Here is a 23,192-nt window from a genome sequence, read left to right as displayed (position 1 = left end):
GCGGGGCACGCATGCGTGAATGAGGAGGAGTCCGCAGGAGTTCCAGGGGGACGCCGTTCAGGGGAGATGTACGTCCATGAAGATCTCCAAAACCCCGTCAGCGCCTTGCTGGGCGGACCTCTCGACGTCCGACACCGACGCGGCCCGGCTCTTCTACGAGGGTCTCCTAGGCTGGCGCAGCGAAGTGGCGGACGGCTACGGCATCTTCAGGTCCGGCGGCGAGCCGGTCGCCGGCGTCGGCCCGCTCACGGGGCCGAAGGAACCGTCGGCGTGGCTGCCGTACTACCAGACGGTCGGGGTCGACGCGGTCATCGCGCGCGTGAAGGGCAACGGCGGCACGGTGGTCACGGACCCGGTGACCATCGAGGAGGACGGCGTCTTCGCGGTCTGCCGGGACCCGGCGGGCGCCGCGTTCGGCCTGTGGCAGCCGATCACGAACCCGGGCTTCGGCGTCGTGAACGCGCCGGGAAGTTTCTGCTGGTTCGAGCTCCTGACCCGCGATCCGGACGGGTCCAAGGACTTCTACCAGTCCGTACTGGGCTGGGGCACGAAGCAGCACCCCTACGGGGGCGGCGGCACATACACGGAGTGGAGCGTCGACACCGAGCCCTTCGGCGGCATGCTCGACACGACGTCGGACTCGTTCCCCGAGGAGCTGCCCTCGCACTGGATGGTGTACGTCGCCGTCGAGGACACCGACGCTACGGCGGCCCGCTGCAAGCAGCTGGGCGGGCAGATCCTGGTGCACCCGACGTCCATCGAGCCGGGCCGGTTCGCGGTGCTCGCCGATCGGCAGGGCGCCTCGTTCGCGGTCATCACGTACACCCCGCGCTGAAGGGCCCGCATCATGGGCGTATGCGCGCTGCCCGCCTGATCAAGATGGTGTTGCTGCTCCAGTCCCGGCCGTCGATGACGGCGGGTGAGCTGGCGCGCGAACTGGAGGTCTCCGAGCGGACCGTGACCCGGGACGCGCAGGCGCTGTCCGAGGCGGGCGTGCCGGTGTACGCGGACCGGGGCAGGGCGGGCGGGTACCGGCTGATCGGCGGGTACCGGACGCGGCTGACCGGCCTGGCGCGCGGCGAGGCGGAGGCCCTGTTCCTGTCCGGGGTGCCGGGCGCGCTGCGCGAGATGGGCCTGGAGGACGCGGCGTCGGCGGCGCGGCTGAAGGTGTCGGCGGCGCTGCTGCCTTCGGTGCGGGACGCCTCGCGGACGGCGGCGCAGCGCTTCCATCTGGACGCGCCGGGCTGGTTCAGGGAGCCGCGGGCACCGGAGCTGCTGCCCGCGGTGGCGGACGCGGTGTGGGACGACCGGGTGGTGCGCGCCCGCTACCGCCGTGAGGAGGCCGGGGCCGAGGTCGAGCGGGAGCTGGAGCCGTACGGGCTCGTCCTGAAGGCGGGCGTCTGGTATCTGTGCGCCCGTGTCGCCGGCGGTGGGACCCACCGGGTGTACCGGATCGACCGGTTCACCGGCGTCGAGGCGGGCGGGGAGCGCTTCGTACGCGACGAGGAGTTCGATCTGCCGGGGTTCTGGGAGGAGCGGGCCGAGCAGTTCGCGCGGTCCATCCTGCGCGCGGAGGTCGTCCTGCGGCTGTCCCCGGCGGGGCTGCGGCAGCTTCCGTACGCGACCGATCCCGCGTCCGTGCGCGCGGCGCGGGAGTCGGCCGGCGAGCCGGACGGGGAGGGGTGGGTGACGGTGACGCTGCCGGTCGAGTCGGAGGACATTGCGTTCGGGCAACTGTTCGGGCTCGGTCCCGAGGCGGAGGTCGTCGCACCGGCTGCGCTGCGCGAGCGGTTCGCCGAGGCCGCGCGGCGGCTGGCGGACCGCTACCGGTGAGCCCCGGGCGCCGTGCCGTCGGCATGTGCGCGCATAACGAACTGACGCAGCTCCGGCACTCGGCGTGCGTCCCCGATCCCCAAGGCAGATGCTTGTCCCGTGATGGACGAGACGGAGTTCTGGGAGATCGTGGACCGCACCCGCGAGGCCGCCGAGGGCGACCCCGAGGACCATGCCGAGCTGCTCGTCGACCGGCTGCTCCAGGCCGATCCCGACGCCGTGCTCGACTTCGCCCGTCACTTCGAGTCCCGCTACCACCGCGCCTACCGCTGGGATCTGTGGGGCGCCGCGTGGGTGCTGCTCGGCGGGGCGAGCGACGACGCGTTCGACTACTTCCGCTGCTGGCTGATCGGCCAGGGCCGGGAGGTCTTCGAGGGCGCGCTGCACGAGCCGGATGCGCTGGCCGATCTGCTGGGGGACTTCGACGAGGAGATCGACGGTGACGGCGAAGAACTCGGCTACGCGGCGGACGAGGCGTACGAGGAGCTGACCGGGGCGGTGGCGCCGGACCTCGGCATTCCGGCCGCGCCCGCGGAACCGGAGGGCACGCCGGTCGACTTCGAGAACACGGCGGAGCTGGAGCGGCTGTACCCGAAGCTCTCGGAGCGCTTCGGGTCGCAGGTGCCGTAGGCGTCGCAGGCGTCGCAGGTGCCGTAGGCGTCGTAGGCCTTCGGCCGGTTCACTTCCCGGCCGCCCGGATCGATTCCTCGATGCCGGGGAAAGCGAAGGTGAAGCCGGACTCCAGGAGCCGGACCGGCACGGCCCGCGTGCTGCCGAGGACGTCGCCCGCCATCTCGCCGAGGACCATGCGCAGGGCGGGCGCGGGCGCCGTGAACAGGGTCGGGCGGTGGAGCACGCGCCCCATCGCGGCGGTCACCTCGCCGTTCGTGACGGGGTGCGGGGCGGTGAGGTTCACCGGGCCCGACAGCTCCTGCGTGTCGATGATGTGGCGCACGGCCGCGATCTCGTCGTGCAGCGCGATGTACGACCAGAACTGGCGGCCGTCGCCCATGCGTCCGCCGAGCCCGGCGCGGAACAGCGGGAAGAGCCGCGCCCAGGCCCCGCCGGCCCGGGACACGACGAGCCCGGACCGCGCGAACACCGTGCGGACACCGGCCTCCTGGGCGGGCGCCGCGGCCTCCTCCCACTCCACGCACAGCTGGGGCAGGAACCCGTCCCCGGGCGGCGCGCTCTCGTCGACGACGCGCGTGCCGGTGTCGCCGTAGTAGCCGACGGCGCTGCCGTTGACGAAGACACGCGGAGGCTCTTCCAGGGTGGCGACGGCCTCGGCGAGCGTCGCGGTGCCGAGGACCCGGCTGTCGCGGATCTTCTTCTTGTACGCGTCGGTCCAGCGGTGGTCGCCGACGCCCGCGGCGGCGAAGTTGAGGACGGCGTCGCATCCGCAGAGCGCGGCCGCGTCGACCGTCCCCCGCTCCGGGTCCCAGCGGACCTCGTCCGCGGCAGCCGGCTCTCTGCGGACCAGGCGGACGACGTCGTGCCCGTCGGCGCGCAGGGACCGGGTCAGGGCGGAACCGATGAGTCCGGAGGCGCCGGCGACGGCGAACCGGGAGCGTCGTGCGGGTGCGGAATCGCTCTGGGTCATGGATCCATCCTGCCGCGTGAATCGCGCGGCGGCCGGTCGTGACCCGGTCGTACAGTGGCCCCCATGTCACAGCCGCACATACGGTTCGCCCGGGTCGACGACGAGGACGGGCTCGCCCGGCTCGACCGCGCCGCCTGGTCGACGCTGCACGCCGTCCAGCCGAAGCCGCTGCCGCCGTACGACCCCTTCTTCTCGGAGCGGTTCGGTCCGCGGGACCATCTGGTCGCGGAGCTCGACGGGCGGCTCGCGGGTTACGTACGCATCGCCTATCCGACCGCGCTCGCCGCCAACACCCATGTGCGGCAGATCCAGGGCCTGGCGGTCGCCGCGGATGCGCGGGGCGCCGGGATCGGCCGGGCGCTGGTCCGTGCGGCGCTGGAACACGCCCGCAAGGCCGGCGCGCGCCGCATGACGCTGCGGGTGCTCGGGCACAACGCCCCAGCGCGGGCGCTGTACGAGTCCGAGGGGTTCACGGTCGAGGGCGTCCTGCCGGAGGAGTTCCTGCTCGACGGGACGTACGTGGACGACGTCCTGATGGGCCAGGCCCTGTGAGCGGGGCACCCGGGTTCTGACGGACCACCCGGCGTGCGGCGACGGTCCTCCCGTAGGAGCGTGAAGGGGTCCATGGGAAGGAGCCCGCCGATGACCGGGGCGTTGCCGCGTCGCCACGACGGCAAGGAGCGGGCCTGGCTTCGCGGCGCGCCGCCCCCGCGCTGGGTGCGATGGCTGCCGATCGTGCTCCTCCTCTCGCTGTGCGCGGCCCAGCTGCTCACCGAGGAGAAGCTGGACCTCGGTTTCCTGCTGGGGGCGATCCCGCCGCTGGCCGCCCTCACCTACGGGCCCGCCGCCACGGCGCTGCTCGGCGGGATCGTGATCGTCCTGCTGAACGTGCCCTTCATGAACCTCGGGCACCCCGGCAACAGCGACGTGCTCACGGTCTCCTTCGTGGCGCTGCTCAGCGTGCTGATCGGCTGGGTCCGCAGCAGACGCGACGCCCAGCTCGTCACCGTGCGCACGGTCGCCGAGGCGGCCCAGTTCGCCGTCCTTCCGCCGCTGCGCGACCGGGTCGGCACGGTGCGCTGCGCGGGCCTGTACCGGGCGGCCCAGCGCGGGACGCTGGTCGGCGGTGATCTGTTCGACGTGCGCAGGGGGCCGACGAGCGTGCGGGCGGTGATCGGCGATGTGCAGGGGCACGGTCTGTCCGCGGTGGCCACGGTCGCCGGGCTGCTCGGCGCGTTCCGTGAGGCCGTGCTCGACCAGTCGGATCTGTTGGGGGTCGCGGCGCGCCTCGACCGCAGGCTCGTGGTCGACTCGGCCGAGGTCGAGCACGCCGAGCTGTTCGCGACCGCGCTGTTCCTCGAGTTCCCCGACGACTCCCCGGTGGTACGGGCCGTTTCGTACGGCCATCCGCGGCCGCTGCTGCTGCGCGGCAAGGAGGTCATCGAGCTGCCGGTGCCGTCCGGAGCGCCGCTCGGGCTGGGGATCTCGGGCCTCTCGCCGCCGGAACAGATCACGGTGCGGCTGCGGTCCGGAGACCGGCTGCTGGGGCTGACGGACGGACTGATCGAGGCCCGGGACCCGTCCGGCGCCTTCTATCCGCTGCGGGAGCGCCTGGTCCAGTTCAGCGCGGACGACCCGGCGGAGCTGACGGACGCGCTGTGGCGGGACGTGGTGCGGTTCGCGGGGACGGTACGGGACGACCTGACGCTGCTCGTGTTCGCTCCGGAGATCGACCCGGCGGACGACTGAGCCCTTATCGGGCTCCGCCCGTGCCTTCCCCCAACAGGCTGATCCCGCCCGTCAGTTCGCGCAGGCAGCGGAGCGCGAGGACCGCCGGGGAGCCGGTCGCGCCCGTCGCGGGGGCGTCGGTGACGGCCCAGGCCTCCAGGGCGATCCGGATGGCGTCGGTGGCCGCGGCGGCGGCGAGCCGTACGTCGAGGGGGTCCGCCTGCTCTCCCGCGAGCCGGGCGAGGACGGGGACGAGGCGCTCCTCCGACTCCTGGTTGACCCGGTACCAGACAGCCCGCAGCGCCGCGTCGTCCTGGGCCGCGCGCAGCAGCCCCCTGGTCGTCTCCAGCTGTTCCCTCCCGTGGTCGCCGGGGGCGGAGAGCGTGGCGGTGACGGCCGTCTCCAGGGTGATGCGCAGGTCGGCGCCGGGCTCCGCGTCCGCGAGGAGGGCGCGCCAGGCGTCGCCGCCCGCGGCGAGGAGCGGTCCGACCGCGTCCTGCTTGCCCCGGAAGTAGCGGTAGAAGGTGCGCAGCGCGACGCCTGCCCGCTGGGCGATGTCCTCGGCCGTCGTGCCGTCGGGGCCGTGCTCGGCGAAGAGTTCGGCGGCGGCGCGGGCGATGTCCAGCTGGGTGGCGGCCTTGCGCCGCTCGGTCAGGGAGGGCTGCGGACTGCGCTGATCGTTCGTGGGGCTCACCGGGGAAGCCTATGCGCCAGGGAACAAGTCTGCACGTTATGACGTTATGGCAAAATGTGCCACCTAGGCGTACGGTGGACAGGGAGTCGCAGCGATCACCGGGATCACGGCGGATTCCAACGGAACCCGGCGATCCCAGTGCCGCGGATCGCGAAGAGAACGAAGTGGAGTAGCACATGAGCCCGAACCTGAACCGCTACGAAGGCCGTCGCGTACTCGTCACCGGCGGTGGCTCCGGCATCGGCCAGGCCACCGTGCTGCGCGTCCTCGCCGAGGGCGCCCGCGCGGTCGCCGCCGACGTCAGCGAGGCGGGCCTGAAGGACACCGTCGAGAAGGCGACCGCGGCGGGCACCGCGGACCGGCTGACCACGGTCGTCGTGAACGTCGCGGACGAGGCCTCCGTGCGCGCGGGCGTCGCCGCCGCCACCGAGGCGCTCGGCGGCCTGGACGTGCTGGTCAACGCGGCCGGGATCCTGCGCTCCTCGCACACCCACGAGACCTCACTCACCGACTTCAACCAGGTGCTCCAGATCAACCTGGCCGGCACGTTCCTGATGATCCGTGAGTCGGTCCCGGCCCTCCTCGCCGGCGACGGGGCCGCCGTCATCAACTTCAGCTCCACGTCGGCGACCTTCGCGCACCCCTACATGGCGGCGTACGCGGCGAGCAAGGGCGGCATCCAGTCCATGACGCACGCCCTGGCGAGCGAGTACAGCAAGCAGGGCATCCGGTTCACGGCCGTACAGCCCGGGTCCATCTCCTCCGGCATGACCGACGGCTCCGGCGCCAGCCGCCAGAGCAGCGGCCCCGGCCTGCCCGAGGACGCCGACATGAGCCTGTTCATGAAGCTGGCCCCGGCGATAGGCCAGGGCTTCGCGGGGCCCGAGAGCGTGGCGTCCGTCGTCGCGATGCTCGGCTCGGACGACGGCAGGTTCATCACCGGCACGGAGGTCAGGGTCGACGGCGGCACGCACTTCTGACCAGCGACGGGGCCCGCACGGATCCACTCTTACGGCGCACCATGTGAAGCGGGCCCCGGCCGCACGGCGGAGAGTGTCACGTATGCGCGTCTTCCGTATGACGTTGTGCTGCGCACCAGCGGCCACGGCCTTCGGCCTGCTGCTGATGTGTGCCGTGACCGTCGGGCCCGGGGACGGCGGTTCAGCGGCGAAGTCGGGCCGGGCGGCGGGCCCCGCCCCCGCCGACCGGGCCGCGCCGGTGCTGCCGCCGGCCGCCGCACCGGTGAGCCGGCCGCCGGTACTGTCCGTACCGGTGCGCCGGCCTGCCGGCCGTCCGCACGCCGCCGCTCTGCCCCGGATCGTGCCGCGAGCCGCCTGGCTGGCGGATGCCGCCTACCACAGGCCGCCCGCCCGGTACGCCGACCGCGTCACGGCGGTCTTCATCCACCACACGGACTCGCCGAACGGCTACGACTGCGCCGACACGCCCCGCATCATCCGCTTTCTGTACGCGGGCCAGGCGGGCGGCCAGAACTGGGACGACATCGGCTACAACTTCCTCGTCGACAGGTGCGGCACGATCTACGAGGGCCGGGCGGGCGGCGTCGACAAGGCGGTCGTGGGGGCGCACGCCCAGGGCTTCAACCAGGGCACGGCGGGCATCGCAGCCATCGGCACCTTCACCGCGGGCATCCCGGTGCCGTCTTCCATGGTGAAGTCCATCGCGGCGCTCTCCGCCTGGAAACTGGGCCTGGCGGACATCGACCCGCGCTCCCGCGTCCGCCTCACCTCGACCAACAGCCGCAGCCGGTTCCCCGAGGGCAGGACGGCGGAGTTCAACGCCATCGCCGCGCACCGGGACGAGTTCGAGACGTACTGCCCGGGCCAGGCCCTGATGGCCGCGCTCCCGGAGATCAGGCAGCGGGCGGCGGCGCTCCAGGGGCGGTAGGGCTTCGTTCGCTCCGTTCCGATCGGGCCGGCCTCGCGTCCGGCGGCCCCGGGCGCCCCCCGTGCGACCGTGCCCGGGTCACGCGCGACTCCCCCGGCCGGGGCCCGGACCTACCCTCGACGGACTCGGGTACAGCCCGGGTGTGCGGAGCCGTACGCGGGTTCGCCGGGGGGTAGGACGCCTTCGGGGCCCGCCTTCGTGCGCCGGCCGGACGGCCCGGGACACGAGCGACGGCTCTCACCAGCCGCACAACCGCCAGGGAGGCGCACGTGCCTGAGCCCGCACAGCAAGCGGACGTCGTCATCGTGGGAGCAGGGGTCGCGGGACTCCTGGCCGCCCACCGCCTGACCAGGGCGGGCGTACCCACGCTGGTCCTGGAGGCCGCCCCCTGTGTGGGCGGCCGCATGTCCACCGAGAAGGTCGACGGATTCCGGCTCGACCGGATCGGCCGGCTCCTGTGCACCTCGTACCCCGAACTGCGCCGCACCCCGGGCCTGGACACGCTCGTCCTGCGCCCCTTCTCGCCCGGGGTGCTGGTGCACAGCGACGGCCGCCGCCATCGCGCCGGGGAGCCCGCGACCACACGGCGCGCGAAGGGCGCACTCACAACGGCGCGCGCCCTCGCGAGCGCCCCGAGGGTGCCCCGCCCCCGCACCGCCAGGAGCCCGCGCCCCGCCGCCCCGCTCGGCAGCCCCCTCGACCAGGCCCGGCTCGCCAGGGCCCTGGCCCGCCTTGCCGCGACACCGGTCCCCCGCGTCCTCGCACGCCCCGAACTCCCCGCCGCCGACGCCCTGACCGGCCGTGGACTGCCGGCCCGCACCCTCGACGGCTTTGTGCGCCCCCTCCTGTCGGCGCTCCTGTGCGACCCGGACCTGACCTCGTCGAGCCGGTGCGCGGACCTCGCCCTGCTCGCCTACGCCCGTGGCCGCCTCTGCGTCCCCGAGGGCGGCGCCGACGCGCTGCCGGAGCTGCTCGCCGCCGGTCTCCCGCCGGGCACGGTCCGCACCGGCGTCCGCGTCAGCGCCATCTCCGCGAACTCGGTGGCGACCGAGGAACACGGTGAACTCCGGTGCCGCGCAACACTGTTGGCGACCGGGGCGCGCGCCGCGGCGGAGCTGCTCCCGGGGCTGCGGGTGCCGGACTTCCAACCCGTCACGGTCGTCCACCACGCGGTCCCCGAGCCGCCGCTCACCGACCCGGCGCTGCTCCTCGACGCCGACCGCCTCGGCCCCGTCGCGTACACCGCGGTGATCAGCCAGGTCGACCCGACCCGCGCCCCGGCCGGCCGCGCGCTCGTCTCCTCGACGGTCCTCGGCCCGCCGCCGCCCGAGCGCGAGCTGCGGGCCCAACTGGCCGCTCTCTACGGCACATCGACCTCCGACTGGGAGACCCTCGCGGTCCACCACGACCCGGAAGCGGTCCCCACGATGCCGGCCCCGCACGACCTGCACCGTCCGGTCCGGCTCCTCGACGGGCTCTATGTGTGCGGCGACCACCGCGCCACGAGCTCGGTGCAGGGCGCCCTCCACTCGGGCCGCCGGGCCGCGCAGGCGATCCTCGCGGACCTGGGAGTCCAACTGTCCCCGAAGGCAGGCGCGTTGCCGGCCGCCGCCTGACCGACCCGCACGACTACCCCGGATAACCCGAACCGTACGGGTCAAGCCGTACGGGCCAACCACAGCCCAGCGACAGGAATCCCCAGCTACCCTCATCACACATCCGACCTCTACAGGTCCCCCATACGCGCCCGTCTCCGTGGCACATTCCGGAGGCGGGCGCTCTCATTTCCCTCACGCGCACTCTTGCCACCCCAGCAACTCCCCTCTACGGTCCCCACGTCCCCACCCCTGCCCCTGGAGGCCGCAGTGCGAAGAACGGCGTCAGCCCTGCTGTTCGTCCTAGCCCTTGTCGCTGGATTCATCGGATCTGTAGTGCCGTCATCCGCAGTCCAGCCCGAGGAGCAGTCCCCCCAACCGCTCACCGGGCAGCCCTCCGTGGTCCCCCGCCCCACCGATTGGACGTCCCTCGGCGGCACGGTGGAGATCACCCCCCGCACCCGCGTCCTGGTCGACCCGCGCGCCCGCACCGAGTCCGCCCTGCCGGCCGGCCGCGCCGAGTTCCCCGGTCCGGCCCGCCAGAACGTGCAGCAGCTCGCCGCCCAGCTGCGCACGGAGCTCGGACAGGTCTCCGGTATCTCGCCGCGCATCGCCGGCGACGTGGCCCACGCCGGGCCCGGCGACATCGTCCTCGGTCTCGCCGACGACCGTGAACTCGGCGCGGAGGGATACCGGTTCGACAGTTCGGACGGCGCCGTGCGCATCCGGGCCGCCTCCACGCACGGCCTCTTCTACGGCACCCGCACGCTCCTCCAGCTCCTTCGCTCCACCGCCGACGACCACCGCGCGCTGCCCCGGGCCCGCGCGAGCGACGTCCCCGCGCAGCCGGTCCGCATGGTCCACCTGGACGCCGGCCGCAAGTTCTGGAAGATCCCGTACCTGGAGAACCTGATCCGCAGGATGGGCGACCAGAAGCTCAACACCCTGCTGATGCACCTCTCCGAGTCGGAGGGATTCCGCCTCTACAGCCCGAAGTTCCCGGGCCTCGCGGACCCCGCGCACAGCTACAGCCGCGCCGACATCGAGCACCTCAAGTCCTTCGCGGCGCGTCACCACGTACAGCTGATGCCGGGCCTGGAGATTCCCGGCCACGCGACGGCGATCAGCGACGCGTTCGGCATCGGCTTCGGGTCTGGTACGAACCCCTGCACGGCCGCGCACACGCACTCCCACCTCACGCCCGACTGGATCATCGACATGACCAGCGAGAAGGCGGTGGCGAAGACGAAGCAGATCGTCGACGAGTTCACCGGCTGGTTCGACGCGCCGCTGTTCTCGATCGGCGCGGAGGAGGTCCCCGGGCAGCTGGCCGACTGCCCTCGCGTCAAGGACTACCTGGCGTCCGCGCCCGACGTGTCGACGCTCGGAGACCTGCTCAACCGCTACATCAACACCCTTGACGACGTGGTGACTTCGCACGGAAAGCGCACCGCCGTGTACAACGGCTCCGAGCACCTGGCCGCGCCCCAGCAGACCGTCCACGGCCCGGTCGTCTTCCTCACCTGGGAGGGCACCGGCGCGGAGCCGGAGATCCCGGGACACGACGAGATCGCCATCGGCCCGTTCTACGTGACGCCGAACAACTACCACCACCTGTACCCGGACGAGCCCTGGATGTACGACACCTGGGCCCCGAGCAGCTCCCCCGACATGCTCGGCTCCGGCCTCACCAACTGGGCCGATTACAACTTCTGGTCGGACGACGCGTACTTCGAGCAGCAGATGGCCGGCGCGCGGGCGATCCTCGCCGACCGGGCCTGGAACCTCTCCGCGACCCCGGACACCCTCGCCGACTTCCGGGCCCGCGCGGCCCGCATCGGCGACCCGCCCGGCATCACGCCCACGCCCGTGAAGCCGCGGGTGGACGACGGCCGGCCGAGCCACCACTGGACCTTCGACCCGGCCGCGTACCCGAAGGGCTGGACGTACGCGGGCAGCCCTGGCAACACGATCTTCGCCAAGGACACGGCGGGTGACCTGCCGGGCACGTCGTACATCATCAACAACCCGGCGCCGGTGGCCGACGGCGTGCGCGGGCAGGCGTGGCGCTTCGACTCGGACCGGGACGGCGTCGGCTTCGGCGGCCTGGACGTCGCCGAGCCGTGGACGGTGTCGGTGCAGGTCCGCCCCACGGCCCGCACCGCCGACCAGGTCCTGCTCAGCTCGAAGGCGGGCGCGCTCAAGCTGATGCAGTACGGCACGGGCAAGGTCGGCTTCACCCGGTACGGCTCGGCCGACCTCAGCTTCGACTACACGCTGCCGCTGGACCGCTGGACCCGGCTGACCTGGGTGGCGACCCCGGGCCACACCACGCTCTACGCCGACGGGAAGCGGGTCGGCACGGTCGACGCGTCGATCCCCCTGCCCCTGCGCTCGATCGGCACGGAGAAGGCGAGCCTCCGCGGCGACCTCGACGAACTCACCACCTGGGACGAGCCGTTGACGGCCGACCAGATCGCCGACCTGTCCGGGAAGGACACCAAGTGACACACCTCAGACCGCGCCCCGCGCGAAACGCCCGGCGCCGCGCCTGTGCCGCCGTCCTCGCGGCAGCCTGCGCCGCGCTGCTCGGCCTGCCCGCGACGGGCGGCCCCGCGGCCGCCCAGGACGCACCCCCGGCCAAGGACTACGAGCCCACCGTCGACTCCCTCAACAGCCATACGACGCCGAGCTGGTTCGAAGACGACAAGTTCGGCATCTTCATCCACTGGGGCGCGTACTCCGTGCCCGCCTGGGGCCCGCGCGGCAGCTACGCCGAGTGGTACTGGGCGTACATGAACGACGCGGGCAGCCCCACCAACCAGTACCACAAGGACACCTACGGCACGGCAGCGAACTACGACGACTTCATCGGGCAGTGGAAGGCTCAGAAGTACGACCCCGACGCCTGGGTGAAGCTCTTCAAGGACGCCGGCGCCAAGTACTTCGTGCTGACGTCCAAGCACCACGAGGGCGTGGCCCTGTGGGACTCGAAGGTCAGCGGGCGCGACACCGTCGACCTGGGCCCGCACCGCGACCTGGCAGGCGACCTGTTCAAGGCGGCGCGCAAGGAGAAGGGCCTCAAGGCCGGCTTCTACTACTCGCTCTACGAGTGGAACAACCCGTCGTACACCGGCCACCCGGTCACCAACCCGTACACGGGCGCCCCCGTCCCGTACACCGGGGCACCCGCGGTCAAGGACTACGTGGGCGACTACATGGCGCCCCAGATGCGGGAGCTGGTCGACCAGTACGACCCGGACCTGCTGTGGTGCGACGGGCAGTGGGAGAAGCCCGCGTCCTACTGGAAAACCGCTCCCGTCCTCGCCCATTACTACAACCAGGCGAAGAACCGGAAGCACCCCAAGGAGGTGGCGGTCGCCAACCGCTGCAAGATCGACACGGGCGCCCTCGACTCCACCGAACTCGACTTCCAGACCCCCGAGTACACGGTCAAGTCGGACATCGACCCGAACAAGTGGGAGGCCAGCCGCGGCATCGCGCACTCCTACGGCTACAACCAGAACGAGCCGGAGGAGGACTACCTCACCTCCGACCAGCTCGTCGACTCGCTCAGCGACATCGTCAGCAAGAACGGAAACCTGCTGCTCGACATCGGACCGCGCGGGGACGGCACGATCCCCGAACTCCAGCAGCAGCGCCTGATGGACATCGGCGCCTGGCTGAAGACCAACGGCGAGGCCGTGTACGGCACCACGTACTGGCACCACGCCGAGGAGCCGGCCTCCGACGACACCGTCCGCTACACGGTCAAGGACGGCGCGCTGTACGCCACCGCTCTGAAGTGGCCCGGCGAACAGCTGACGCTCGGCGCCGACACCCCGGTGAGGAAGGGCACGCGCATCTCGCTGCTCGGCTCGGACGCGGGGCCGCTCAAATGGCACAAGGACGAGCGCGGCCGGGTCGTGGTGGACACCCCCGCCGAGACCGGCAAGTACGCGTACGTCTTCAAGATCGAGACGCCGGGCGTGCACAGCCTCGCCCGCACCCGCACCGAGCTGCCGAAGGAGCTGAACCCCGGCCGCACCGCCGACGGCACGCTCATCGTCACCAACACCTCCCGCAAGAAGGCACCCGGCACCCAGGTGACCACCGGCGCCCCGGACGGGTGGACGGTCACCCCGAAGGCGGCCGGCGTTCCGCCGCAGGACCCCGGCGCCTCCGCCGAGGTGCCGTTCAAGGTGACGCCGCCGCGGTCCGCGAAGCCCGGCACGTACGAGCTGCCGATCACGCTGCGGCACGCGGGGATGACGGTCACCACGACCGTGAAGGCGACGGTCGCCGCGGAGAACCTGGCGCTCGGCAAGAGCGCCACGCAGAAGTCCACCGCCTGGGACGCCCCGGCCTCGCGTGCCGTCGACGGCAACACGGACGGCACCTTCGGCGCGGGTTCCGTCAGCCACACCGCGGAGCCCTCGAACCAGGCGTGGTGGCAGGTCGACCTCGGCGCGAAGGCCGATCTGAGCAGCATCGACATCTGGAACCGCACCGACTGCTGCGCCGAGCGCCTGTCCGACTTCTGGGTCCTCACCTCGGACTCCCCGATCACCGCGGACAGTCTCGACGAGGCCCGCAAGAGCCCCGGCGTGACGGCCGTACGGATCGCGGATCAGGCGGGCAAGCCGTCGAACGTGGCGCTGCCGTCCGGGACGACGGGCCGCTATGTGCGCGTACAGCTGGAGTCCGCGGCCGACCCGCTGTCCCTGGCGGAGGTACAGGTGCGCGGGAGCGCTCAGCCGTAGTCGACCGGCGGGCAGGGGCGGATGCGCACCGCCCCCGTCCCGTCAGTGACTGAGGGCGGCGATGCGGTCCCGGTATCCGCGTACCGGGGCCGCGTCGCGATAGGGCTCCAGGCGCCGCTCGAACTCCCGCACGTACTCGTGCGCCCGCACGGAGCGCATCTCGGAGGCGGCCTGCGCGGCCTCGGCGCCGAGCACGCACGCCTGGTCCAGCTCGCCGAGCCCGAGCCGCGCGGAGGCGAGCACCACCCGGCAGAACAGCCGGCTGCGCGCGAACCCGGGCGCCCGCAGCTGGAGCGAACGCTCCGCGTGCTGGGCGGCCGCGCGGTACTGCTGGAGATCCCGGTGGCAGTGCCCGAACTCGTCGGCCAGCTGCGCCTCGTCGAAGAACCGCGCCCAGTGCGGCACGTCGTCCCCGGTCCGCACCCCCTCCAGGGCCCGCTCGGCCCGCACCAGCGACGCCGTGCACGCGCGCACCTCGCCGAGCACGCCGTGCCCGCGCGCCTCGGCCGCGTGCAGGAGCGCCTGCACGGCGGGCGGCGCCGAGGACCCCACGCCCTGCTGGGCGACCCGCGCCAGCTGGACGGCCTCGCGCCCGTGCCCGAGATAGACGGCCTGACGGCTCATCGTGACCAGGACGTACGCCCCGTACGTCCGGTCCCCGGCCGCCTGCGAGAGCCGCAGCGCCTGCACGAAGTACCGCTGCGCGAGCCCGTGCGCGGCGATGTCGTACGAGGTCCAGCCGGCGAGCCGGGTCAGATCGGAGACGGCCGCGAAGAGCCGCCGGCCGGCCTGCTCCCCGTAGGCGCCCCGCAGCATCGGCTCGGCCTCGTGCTCCAGGTAGCGCACCAGCGCCTGGCGGGCGTGGCCGCCGCCGTAAGCCTGGTCGAGGGAGCGGAAGAGTTCGCCGACGGAGCGCAGGGCCGCGATGTCGCCCGCGGTGACCCGCTGGCCGGGCCCGCGCTCGGCCTGGCCGCGCTGCCGGGGCAACGGAGGCACCCCCTGTTCGAGCCCGGCCTGGACTCTGGCCGAAGGGCGTCCCTGGGCAGGGATCCGTACGCCGCCGGGACCGCCCTGGTCCCCGTGGGCCACCCGGTCGTCGGCCCGCCCGATCAGCCAGTCCCGGCTGGGCACGACGAGCCCCGCCGGGGTGAACGCGATCTTGCGGAGCTCGGCATGGCTGCCCGAGTCCTTGCGCCACAGGCCGCTGACGATGTCGACGGCCTCCTCGGGCGAGGCCGCGAACTCCAGGCCCGCGTAGACCGGGGAGCAGGCGTCGAGGCCCAGGTCCTGGGCGGAGAGCCGGCGTCCCAGGCGCCGGGTGAACACCTCGGCGATCAGAGCGGGGGTGGTGCCACGGGGCTGCTGACCGCGCAGCCAGCGCGTCACGGATGTCTTGTCGTAGCGCAGGTCGAGACCGTGCTCCAGGCCGAGCTGATCGACTCGGCGGGCCAGTCCGGCGTTGGAGAACCCTGCCTCCGCGATGAGCGCGGCTAGCTGGCGGTTGGGCGTGCGCTGCGGAGGTCGTTCCGTCATCAGCTGTGCGGTCTCCTGCCTTCCGGGCCTTTGGTGCAGCCCACATGGAACGGCGCGAATGTAACGGCCATCACAGGCCCCATCCTGGCCTTCGGCATCCCTTCATCCGATCGTGTGACGATTGGCCGGAGAACTGACGAGAAGAGTCGGCCCGTACAGTGGCTGGGGCGCGATATGTGCATGCTGAAGGTTCTAGGGAGGCACTGACCGTGAATGAGTTGCGGTTCGTCCGCTTGGGTTTCGGAGCGGACTCGGTCGACTACCAGGAGGCCTGGGACGAGCAGCGCCGTGTGCACGCCGCCCGTTTCGCCGACGAGGTCCCCGACACCTGCCTGCTTCTCGAACACCCGCCGGTCTACACCGCGGGCCGCCGCACCGCGCCCGAGGAGCGCCCGCTGGACGGCACTCCGGTCGTGGACGTGGACCGTGGCGGCAAGATCACCTGGCACGGTCCGGGCCAGCTCGTCGGCTACCCGATCCAGAAGCTGCCGCGCCCCGTGGACGTCGTCGCGCACCTGCGCCGCCTCGAAGACGCGATGATCGCGGTCTGTGCCGAGTTCGGCGTGGAGACCTCCCGCGTCGAGGGCCGGGCGGGCGTGTGGGTGCTCGGCGACCCGGTCGAGCAGCGCCCGAAGCTCGGCGGCCTGTCGCTGGACTTCGACCCCCGGGTGAACGACTCCGAGTTCGACCCCCGCCTCAACGGCCCTGAGTACGCGCCTTCGAACGCGGGCCAGCGCCGCGAGGACCGCAAGATCTGCGCCATGGGCATCCGCGTCGCCAAGGGCGTCACGATGCACGGCTTCGCGCTGAACGTGAACCCGGACACCTCGAACTTCGACAAGATCATCCCGTGCGGCATCCGCGACGCGGGCGTCACCTCGCTCTCGTACGAGCTGGGCCGCGAGGTCACGATCGACGAGGTCCTGCCGGTCGTGGAGCGCCACTTGCGCGACGTCCTGGAGAACGCGGCCCTCGCCCCGCGCGTCATCGAGCAGGCGCCCGAGAAGGAGCCCGACAAGGCCACGGCCTGAGCGGGAATGCACCCCGAAGGCCAGAGGTTGGCCACACGTAAGGCCCATGAAGACCACGGGCGTACCCTGAGGTACGCCGAAGAATCAAAGCTGTAGGGAGCCGGTCGTGTCCGCAGTCGCACCCGACGGACGCAAGATGCTGCGCCTGGAGGTCCGCAACAGCCAGACCCCCATCGAGCGCAAGCCCGAGTGGATCAAGACCCGGGCGAAAATGGGTCCCGAGTACACGAAGATGCAGGGCCTCGTGAAGAGCGAGGGCCTGCACACGGTCTGCCAGGAGGCGGGCTGTCCGAACATCTACGAGTGCTGGGAAGACCGCGAGGCCACCTTCCTCATCGGCGGCGACCAGTGCACGCGGCGCTGTGACTTCTGCCAGATCGACACGGGCAAGCCCGAGGCGCTCGACCGTGACGAGCCGCGCCGCGTCGGTGAGTCCGTCGTCACGATGGACCTGAACTACGCCACGATCACCGGCGTCGCGCGCGACGACCTGGAGGACGGCGGCGCCTGGCTGTACGCGGAGACCGTGCGCCAGATCCACGCGATGACGGCCGAGCGCGCCGAGGGCTACACCAAGGTCGAGCTGCTCATCCCGGACTTCAACGCCGACCCGGACCAGCTGGCCGAGGTCTTCTCCTCGCGCCCCGAGGTTCTCGGGCACAACGTCGAGACGGTGCCGCGCATCTTCAAGCGGATCCGTCCCGGATTCCGGTACGAGCGCTCCCTCGAGGTCATCACGAAGGCCCGCGAGGCCGGCCTGGTCACCAAGTCCAACCTGATCCTGGGCATGGGCGAGGAGCGCGCCGAGGTCAGCGAGGCGCTGCGCCAGCTGCACGAGGCGGGCACCGAGCTCATCACCATCACCCAGTACCTGCGCCCGACGCCGCGCCATCACCCCGTCGAGCGCTGGGTGAAGCCGGCCGAGTTCGTGGAGCTGAAGGAGGAGGCCGAGCAGATCGGTTTCTCCGGCGTCATGTCGGGCCCGCTGGTCCGCTCCTCGTACCGCGCCGGACGCCTCTACCAGATGGCCGTCGAGAAGCGCGGCGCGTACGTGGCCTCGCAGGCGGTCTGATCCACTCGCACCCGCACGGCCCGCCAGCCGTGTGAAATCACGCACAAGTAGCTACCGGCCGGTAATGGCCGAGAGAACGCGGCCCTGACAGTCCCCGCAGATGGGGGCACCGTCAGGGCCGCGTCATCGTTCGGCCCTGCCGCATCAAGGCTTCATAGGCGTTTGACCCTTCGGTCACGCACTGGTAACACCAAACAGTGACGCTGTACTCACGCCACGTACGCCCGTAGCCAGAGCTGCTCCCGAGGGGGATCTCCCAATGCAGGCCGCGCCCGTTCGCGCCACCGCCATCCCGACCTTCACCGACGCCCTGCGCGCGGTCGAGTCGCTGCTCATGAGCAGCGGACAGCGCACCGCACGCCGCAACGCCTGGACCTCCGTGCTCGACGACCGCCGCCGCGCCAAGGACCGGGTCGAGGCGCAGCGGGTGCTCGAGGAGGCTGTGGCAGCCCGCACGTCGTAGCCACTTGCCCGGACACGTAGACTTCAAGGCATGGCGAGGAAGGAAACCGCAGCGGACGCTGCGAACCCCGGGCGACTCAAGCAGATCGCTCTGACCTTTAAGATGACCCGCAAGGCCGATCCGATGATCGCTCTTGTACTCGCGGCTGTGGGAATCGTCACCTTTGGTGTGTTCCTCGCGATCGGTTTCTTGATCGGTCACCCGGTATATCTCGGAATTCTCGGCTTCCTGCTCGCCTTCCTCGCGATGGCGATCGTCTTCGGACGCCGTGCCGAGCGAGCAGCCTTCGGGCAGATGGAGGGTCAGCCCGGCGCGGCTGCCGCGGTACTCGACAACATCGGCCGTGGCTGGACCACGACCCCGGCCGTGGCGATGAACCGCAGCCAGGACGTCGTCCACCGGGCGGTCGGCAAGGCCGGCATCGTCCTGGTGGCCGAGGGCAACCCGAACCGGGTGAAGACGCTCCTCGCGGCGGAGAAGCGGAAGATGGCCCGCATCGTCTCCGACGTCCCGGTCCACGACATCCTCGTCGGCAACGGCGAGGGCCAGGTGCCGCTCAAGAAGCTCCGCACGACGATGCTCAAGCTCCCCCGCGTTCTCGCCGGCCCGCAGGTCACGACGACCAACGACCGCCTCAGGGCGATGGGTGACCTGATGAGCAACATGCCGCTCCCCAAGGGCCCGATGCCCAAGGGCATGCGGATGCCGCGCGGCGGCGGCAAGGGACGCTGACCCTTCTTCTACTACGACGATGAGGCCCCGGAACCGATCGGTTCCGGGGCCTCATCGTCGTAGTGGCCGGGCTCATCGTCGTCGCAGTAGGGCGCGCTCGGCGTCCTGGTGGGGGCCGGTGTCAGGTGAGACCCGGACCGCCGGTGTCAGATGCGGACCTGGACCGCGCGGGCCAGGCGGTCGTGCAGGCCGCGGCCGTCACGGTCCCAGATCAGGGCGGGGACGGCGACGCACACGAGCAGCGTGCGGACCAGGACGCGGCCGAGGCCGAGGCGGCCGGAGCCGTCCTGCGCGACGACGCGCAGCCCCATGATCCGCTTGCCCGGCGTGAAGCCGACCGTGCCGACGGTGAGCAGGCCGAGGGCGAAGAAGATCACGAGGGCCCAGTTCCCCGTCGCCTGGTTGTAGCCGTGCGTGAGGAGCCCGTATGCGATCAGCATGCACAGGGCCCAGTCGATGACGAGGGCGACGATGCGCCTGCCGGGGCGGGCGATGGAGCCCGGCCCCTGTTCGGGCAGCCCCAGCTGCTCACCGCGGTACCCGAACTCGACACCCGCGTCCTCCGCCGCCGCCCGCGGTCCGGAGAGCCACGATCCCATTACTTGCCTGTTGTCCACCCGTCCACGGTACTGCGCTCGGCCACACGGCCCGTCCCGGCCCCCGGCCCGGTTAACTTCGGCGAAACAAATGGGTCATGCTTGAGAAATCCCCCGTCCCTATGGTCGGGTCCCAGCGTGTGCCACCGCACTGGCCGCACCACCGAGCTGCAACCCCGCCCCTCCCCGGGTGGGAGTAGGAGGAGTTGGATGTTCCAGAACGCCGATGACGCCAAGAAGTTCATCGCGGACGAGGACGTCAAGTTCGTCGACGTCCGGTTCTGCGACCTGCCGGGTGTGATGCAGCACTTCACGGTGCCGGCCGCGGCGTTCGACCCCACCGAGGAGCTGGCCTTCGACGGATCCTCGATCCGGGGCTTCCAGGCCATCCACGAGTCCGACATGGCGCTCCGCGCCGACCTGTCCACCGCGCGCGTCGACCCCTTCCGCCGCGACAAGACGGTCAACATCAACTTCTTCATCCACGACCCGATCACGGGCGAGCAGTACTCCCGTGACCCGCGCAACGTCGCGAAGAAGGCCGAGGCGTACCTCGCCTCGACCGGCATCGCCGACACCGCGTACTTCGGCCCCGAGGCCGAGTTCTACGTCTTCGACTCGGTCCGCTTCGAGACGTCGGCGAACCGCTCGATCTACGAGATCGACTCCGAGGCCGGCGCCTGGAACACCGGTTCGGAAGAGAACAACCGCGGCTACAAGGTCCGCTACAAGGGCGGTTACTTCCCGACCCCGCCGGTCGACCACTTCGCCGACCTGCGCGCCGAGATCTCCCTCGAGCTGGACAAGAACGGCCTCCAGGTCGAGCGCCAGCACCACGAGGTCGGCACCGCCGGCCAGGCGGAGATCAACTACAAGTTCAACACGCTGCTCGCCGCGGCCGACGACCTGATGCTCTTCAAGTACATCGTGAAGAACGTCGCGTGGCGCAACAACAAGACCGCGACCTTCATGCCGAAGCCGATCTTCGGTGACAACGGCTCGGGCATGCACGTCCACCAGTCCCTGTGGGCGAACGGCGACCCGCTGTTCTACGACGAGCAGGGCTACGCGGGCCTGTCGGACATGGCGCGCTACTACATCGGCGGCATCCTGAAGCACGCCCCGTCGCTGCTCGCCTTCACCAACCCCACGGTGAACTCGTACCACCGCCTGGTCCCGGGCTTCGAGGCGCCGGTGAACATGGTCTACTCGCAGCGCAACCGCTCCGCCGCGATGCGCATCCCGATCACGGGCTCGAACCCGAAGGCCAAGCGCGTCGAGTTCCGCGCGCCGGACCCGTCCTCGAACCCGTACCTCGCCTTCTCGGCCCTCCTGATGGCCGGCCTCGACGGCGTGAAGAACAAGATCGAGCCGGCCGAGCCGATCGACAAGGACCTCTACGAGCTGGCTCCCGAGGAGCACGCGAACGTCCAGCAGGTCCCGACCTCCCTGCCGGCCGTCCTGGACGCCCTGGAGGCCGACCACGAGTACCTCCTGGCCGGTGGTGTCTTCACCCCCGACCTGATCGAGACGTGGATCGACTACAAGCGCACGAACGAGATCGCCCCGATCCAGCTCCGCCCGCACCCGCACGAGTTCGAGCTGTACTTCGACATCTAAGAACGCCACAGGTCGGAGCGGATTCCGCTCGCCTGGGACGTCTGTGGGCCGTCGGCCGTGTTCTTCCACCCCTGGAAGGCACGGCCGGCGGCCTTTTGCGTGGGTGCTGTTCAGGCTGCGAGACCGAGGGCAGCGCCTGCACCGCCGGAGGCATGGCGAGGCCGGTGCACCCGTCGTCCCGTGACATCAGCCACACGGACTTTTGGCTCTCAGGGCATCGAATAGTAGATCGAGGCTTGACGGCATAGAGCGTTTTATCCGTCTTGATGCAGACATTCTCCGAGCCGCGTCGAGCGGTGTTCGGCCCGCTCAACACTTTCGCCCGTTCGGCTGGCGAGCAAGGGCTTCTGACGGACCGACGGATTTCTTCGCGGCCCGGGGAGCCGGACCAGCACGCCTGCGCGCCCGTTTCAAGGGCCGTCCATGACTACGAGCCGAGGTAGTACCACCGCTTGTTGCCGCGCCCCGACACCAGTTCCAAGAATGTCGGCCGCAAGGCGTCTCCGCGGCCCTGGTGCAGGGACTGGGCAGAGTCGGACCCCCTGGGGGCGCTCCGCGATCACCGAACGAGGTCACGCATGAGTAAGCACCGCAGGAAGTCGCACCGCCGGCCAATAGCCATCGCTGTCATCGCCGTAGGAGCCGTGGGTGTGCCCTCCGCCGCCATGGCCTGTATGGGGAATCAGGACGATGCGGGCGGTCGCCCCTCCGGCCACTGGGAGAAGGTCAGTTCCCATCAGCGGTGGACGGGCTCGTCCTGGGGTCACGGGGGTAATGAGCCGACTGCGGGAGCGTCGAAGAGCCCCACCGCGACTCCCAGCGCACGGCGGACCACCGCGACTCCCAGCGCACCCCGGACCACTGCGTCTCCCAGCGCACCCCGGGCCACCCCCTCTCCCAGCGCACCGAAGACCACCACGACCCCCAGCGCGCCCGCCACGGCCGCACCGGCATCCGGGGACGCGGCTCGCGTACTGGCGCTCGTCAACAGCGAGCGCAGCAAGGCCGGATGCTCTCCGCTGACGATGAACGCGAAGCTGACCAAGGCCGCTCAGGACCACAGCAAGGACATGGCATCCCACGCGAACATGTCCCACACGGGCTCCGACGGGTCGGCGCCCGGCGACCGGATCACGCGTGCCGGTTACAGCTGGAGCTCCTACGGCGAGAACGTCGCCTACGGCTACTCCACGCCCGAGAAGGTCATGGACGGCTGGATGTCCAGCCCGGGCCACAAGCGCAACATCCTCGACTGCTCGTTCAAGGAGATCGGCATCGGCCTCGCGCAGCCCAACAGCTACTGGACCCAGGACTTCGGCACGGCCCGATAGGAACACTGCAGGGACCGTCGCCTCCTTCGGGAGGGGCAGGAGCTTCGTTCTGCGGAGGGTCGCAAACGCTCATAAACTCGGGCGAAGTTGAACAGACTTCCGAGGAGTGTCGCATGAGCAATCTGTTCGTCGTCGCCTATGAAGACCTCGCCACGGCCCATCAGGTGCGCGAGAAAATGCTCGATCTGGCCAAGCAGCACCTCGTCGAGCTCGAGGACATCGTGGTCGTCGAGCGGCGCGAGGACGGGAAGATCAAGCTGCATCAGGCCGTGAACTACACGGCGACGGGTGCGGCCGGCGGGGCCTTGTGGGGCGGTGTCATCGGGCTGCTCTTCCTCGTGCCGCTGCTCGGCGCGGCCGTCGGTGCCGCGGCCGGGGCCGCCGGTGGTGCCGTGACCGACACCGGCATCAACGACGACTTCATGAAGGAGCTGAGCCAGAACCTCCGGCCCGGTGCCGCCGCGCTGTTCGTCCTGGTGAAGCAGGCCTCTCCGGACAAGGTCATCCCTCAGATCGCGTCCTTCGGCGGTCAGCTCGTCCAGACCTCGCTGAGCAACGACGAGGAGGAGCAGTTGCGGGCGGCGCTGAAGGCGGCCAAGGGGGAGGCGGCGGCACAGGAGGCCTCGAACGGGGCCTCGGAGGAGGCCTCGAAGGAGGCCTGACGTATCCGTACGGTCCTGTTGGTGCGGC

At 71.2% G+C, this 23,192-nt stretch carries 21 protein-coding genes; 17 read left to right on the top strand and 4 right to left on the bottom strand.

Going from position 1 to position 23,192, the window contains the following annotated elements:
• Positions 1–76 precede the first annotated feature (76 nt).
• From ACIPWY_RS08880 to ACIPWY_RS08870, 3 genes are all read left to right on the top strand, one after another.
• Positions 77–835 (top strand): VOC family protein, encoded by a 759-nt coding sequence (locus ACIPWY_RS08880; protein WP_393698397.1) that lies wholly within the window; start codon positions 77–79, stop codon positions 833–835.
• 20 nt (positions 836–855) lie between these two features.
• Positions 856–1,833, top strand: a complete 978-nt coding sequence (locus ACIPWY_RS08875) for a helix-turn-helix transcriptional regulator (RefSeq protein WP_393698395.1) — start codon at positions 856–858, stop codon at positions 1,831–1,833.
• A 99-nt stretch (positions 1,834–1,932) separates the two neighbouring features.
• Positions 1,933–2,463 (top strand): DUF4240 domain-containing protein, encoded by a 531-nt coding sequence (locus ACIPWY_RS08870; RefSeq protein WP_383896025.1) that lies wholly within the window; start codon positions 1,933–1,935, stop codon positions 2,461–2,463.
• Positions 2,464–2,512: 49 nt separating this feature from the next.
• Here the strand turns inward: ACIPWY_RS08870 and ACIPWY_RS08865 are convergent, their stop codons facing one another.
• A complete protein-coding gene (locus ACIPWY_RS08865) occupies positions 2,513–3,436 on the bottom strand; it encodes a TIGR01777 family oxidoreductase (RefSeq protein ID WP_393698393.1) in 924 nt (307 codons plus the stop codon).
• 63 nt (positions 3,437–3,499) lie between these two features.
• Between ACIPWY_RS08865 and ACIPWY_RS08860 the strand changes: the two genes are divergently transcribed.
• Positions 3,500–3,988 carry a GNAT family N-acetyltransferase gene (locus ACIPWY_RS08860; protein ID WP_393698391.1) on the top strand — a complete coding sequence of 163 codons (489 nt, stop codon included), beginning with the start codon at positions 3,500–3,502 and terminating at the stop codon, positions 3,986–3,988.
• Positions 3,989–4,078: 90 nt separating this feature from the next.
• Positions 4,079–5,185 carry a PP2C family protein-serine/threonine phosphatase gene (locus ACIPWY_RS08855; RefSeq protein ID WP_362899905.1) on the top strand — a complete coding sequence of 369 codons (1,107 nt, stop codon included), beginning with the start codon at positions 4,079–4,081 and terminating at the stop codon, positions 5,183–5,185.
• 4 nt (positions 5,186–5,189) lie between these two features.
• Here the strand turns inward: ACIPWY_RS08855 and ACIPWY_RS08850 are convergent, their stop codons facing one another.
• A complete protein-coding gene (locus tag ACIPWY_RS08850) occupies positions 5,190–5,858 on the bottom strand; it encodes a TetR family transcriptional regulator (protein ID WP_362899903.1) in 669 nt (222 codons plus the stop codon).
• A 176-nt stretch (positions 5,859–6,034) separates the two neighbouring features.
• On the opposite strand from ACIPWY_RS08850, the gene ACIPWY_RS08845 reads away from it, so the two are divergent.
• The 5 genes from ACIPWY_RS08845 to ACIPWY_RS08825 all read left to right on the top strand — a co-directional run bounded on the left by ACIPWY_RS08845 (position 6,035) and on the right by ACIPWY_RS08825 (position 14,124).
• Positions 6,035–6,838: an SDR family NAD(P)-dependent oxidoreductase gene (locus tag ACIPWY_RS08845; RefSeq protein ID WP_362899901.1), complete on the top strand. Its 804-nt coding sequence runs from the start codon at positions 6,035–6,037 to the stop codon at positions 6,836–6,838.
• Positions 6,839–6,920: 82 nt separating this feature from the next.
• A complete protein-coding gene (locus ACIPWY_RS08840) occupies positions 6,921–7,766 on the top strand; it encodes a peptidoglycan recognition protein (RefSeq protein ID WP_393698388.1) in 846 nt (281 codons plus the stop codon).
• 269 nt (positions 7,767–8,035) lie between these two features.
• Positions 8,036–9,382, top strand: coding sequence for an NAD(P)/FAD-dependent oxidoreductase (locus ACIPWY_RS08835; RefSeq protein WP_393698386.1), 1,347 nt, complete (start codon positions 8,036–8,038; stop codon positions 9,380–9,382).
• A gap of 315 nt (positions 9,383–9,697) precedes the next feature.
• Entirely contained in the window at positions 9,698–11,869 is a 2,172-nt protein-coding gene (locus tag ACIPWY_RS08830) for a family 20 glycosylhydrolase (RefSeq protein WP_393698384.1), read from the top strand.
• Complete coding sequence (locus ACIPWY_RS08825) at positions 11,866–14,124, top strand: alpha-L-fucosidase (RefSeq protein ID WP_401532529.1); 2,259 nt, start codon at positions 11,866–11,868, stop codon at positions 14,122–14,124. The genes ACIPWY_RS08830 and ACIPWY_RS08825 overlap by 4 nt, the downstream gene beginning before the upstream one ends.
• A 42-nt stretch (positions 14,125–14,166) precedes the next feature.
• Here ACIPWY_RS08825 and ACIPWY_RS08820 read toward each other — a convergent pair whose 3' ends face one another.
• On the bottom strand, positions 14,167–15,657 hold the full coding sequence (locus tag ACIPWY_RS08820) for a regulator (protein ID WP_401532527.1): 1,491 nt from the start codon (positions 15,655–15,657) through the stop codon (positions 14,167–14,169).
• 209 nt (positions 15,658–15,866) lie between these two features.
• On the opposite strand from ACIPWY_RS08820, the gene lipB reads away from it, so the two are divergent.
• The 4 genes from lipB (at position 15,867) to ACIPWY_RS08800 (ending at position 18,955) form a co-directional block, all read left to right on the top strand.
• The gene (lipB, locus tag ACIPWY_RS08815) at positions 15,867–16,688 is read left to right on the top strand and encodes a lipoyl(octanoyl) transferase LipB (RefSeq protein ID WP_393698379.1); all 822 of its coding nucleotides are present in this window, start codon (positions 15,867–15,869) and stop codon (positions 16,686–16,688) included.
• 106 nt (positions 16,689–16,794) lie between these two features.
• Positions 16,795–17,760, top strand: coding sequence for a lipoyl synthase (locus ACIPWY_RS08810; RefSeq protein WP_100592116.1), 966 nt, complete (start codon positions 16,795–16,797; stop codon positions 17,758–17,760).
• Positions 17,761–18,019: 259 nt separating this feature from the next.
• Positions 18,020–18,223: a hypothetical protein gene (locus tag ACIPWY_RS08805; protein ID WP_362899887.1), complete on the top strand. Its 204-nt coding sequence runs from the start codon at positions 18,020–18,022 to the stop codon at positions 18,221–18,223.
• 30 nt (positions 18,224–18,253) lie between these two features.
• Positions 18,254–18,955 carry a DUF4191 domain-containing protein gene (locus ACIPWY_RS08800; RefSeq protein WP_362899885.1) on the top strand — a complete coding sequence of 234 codons (702 nt, stop codon included), beginning with the start codon at positions 18,254–18,256 and terminating at the stop codon, positions 18,953–18,955.
• Positions 18,956–19,101: 146 nt separating this feature from the next.
• On the opposite strand, the gene ACIPWY_RS08795 is transcribed toward ACIPWY_RS08800, so the two are convergent.
• Positions 19,102–19,572, bottom strand: a complete 471-nt coding sequence (locus tag ACIPWY_RS08795) for an RDD family protein (protein ID WP_362899883.1) — start codon at positions 19,570–19,572, stop codon at positions 19,102–19,104.
• A gap of 189 nt (positions 19,573–19,761) precedes the next feature.
• Here ACIPWY_RS08795 and glnA point away from each other — a divergent pair, with 189 nt between their 5' ends.
• The 3 genes from glnA (at position 19,762) to ACIPWY_RS08780 (ending at position 23,164) form a co-directional block, all read left to right on the top strand.
• A complete protein-coding gene (gene glnA / locus ACIPWY_RS08790) occupies positions 19,762–21,171 on the top strand; it encodes a type I glutamate--ammonia ligase (protein ID WP_362899881.1) in 1,410 nt (469 codons plus the stop codon).
• Positions 21,172–21,749: 578 nt separating this feature from the next.
• Entirely contained in the window at positions 21,750–22,502 is a 753-nt protein-coding gene (locus ACIPWY_RS08785) for a CAP domain-containing protein (protein ID WP_393698375.1), read from the top strand.
• 113 nt (positions 22,503–22,615) lie between these two features.
• Positions 22,616–23,164, top strand: coding sequence for a DUF1269 domain-containing protein (locus ACIPWY_RS08780; RefSeq protein WP_362899877.1), 549 nt, complete (start codon positions 22,616–22,618; stop codon positions 23,162–23,164).
• The last annotated feature ends 28 nt before the right edge of the window (positions 23,165–23,192 follow it).

This window comes from Streptomyces sp. NPDC090032, from assembly GCF_044748025.1.
Taxonomy (GTDB): domain Bacteria; phylum Actinomycetota; class Actinomycetes; order Streptomycetales; family Streptomycetaceae; genus Streptomyces.
The sequence above is the reverse complement of the archived record's forward strand: the minus strand, read 5'-3'. Positions and strand labels throughout refer to the sequence as shown.

Bases quoted from the DNA above. Each gene is read 5' to 3' on its own strand.
- ACIPWY_RS08880 (WP_393698397.1), top strand. From the start codon at position 77: ATGAAGATCTCCAAAACCCCGTCAGCGCCTTGCTGGGCGGACCTCTCG.
- ACIPWY_RS08875 (WP_393698395.1), top strand. From the start codon at position 856: ATGCGCGCTGCCCGCCTGATCAAGATGGTGTTGCTGCTCCAGTCCCGG.
- ACIPWY_RS08865 (WP_393698393.1), bottom strand. From the start codon at position 3,436: ATGACCCAGAGCGATTCCGCACCCGCACGACGCTCCCGGTTCGCCGTC.
- ACIPWY_RS08860 (WP_393698391.1), top strand. From the start codon at position 3,500: ATGTCACAGCCGCACATACGGTTCGCCCGGGTCGACGACGAGGACGGG.
- ACIPWY_RS08855 (WP_362899905.1), top strand. From the start codon at position 4,079: ATGACCGGGGCGTTGCCGCGTCGCCACGACGGCAAGGAGCGGGCCTGG.
- ACIPWY_RS08845 (WP_362899901.1), top strand. From the start codon at position 6,035: ATGAGCCCGAACCTGAACCGCTACGAAGGCCGTCGCGTACTCGTCACC.
- ACIPWY_RS08840 (WP_393698388.1), top strand. From the start codon at position 6,921: ATGCGCGTCTTCCGTATGACGTTGTGCTGCGCACCAGCGGCCACGGCC.
- ACIPWY_RS08820 (WP_401532527.1), bottom strand. From the start codon at position 15,657: ATGACGGAACGACCTCCGCAGCGCACGCCCAACCGCCAGCTAGCCGCG.
- ACIPWY_RS08805 (WP_362899887.1), top strand. From the start codon at position 18,020: ATGCAGGCCGCGCCCGTTCGCGCCACCGCCATCCCGACCTTCACCGAC.
- ACIPWY_RS08800 (WP_362899885.1), top strand. From the start codon at position 18,254: ATGGCGAGGAAGGAAACCGCAGCGGACGCTGCGAACCCCGGGCGACTC.
- glnA (WP_362899881.1), top strand. From the start codon at position 19,762: ATGTTCCAGAACGCCGATGACGCCAAGAAGTTCATCGCGGACGAGGAC.
- ACIPWY_RS08785 (WP_393698375.1), top strand. From the start codon at position 21,750: ATGAGTAAGCACCGCAGGAAGTCGCACCGCCGGCCAATAGCCATCGCT.
- ACIPWY_RS08780 (WP_362899877.1), top strand. From the start codon at position 22,616: ATGAGCAATCTGTTCGTCGTCGCCTATGAAGACCTCGCCACGGCCCAT.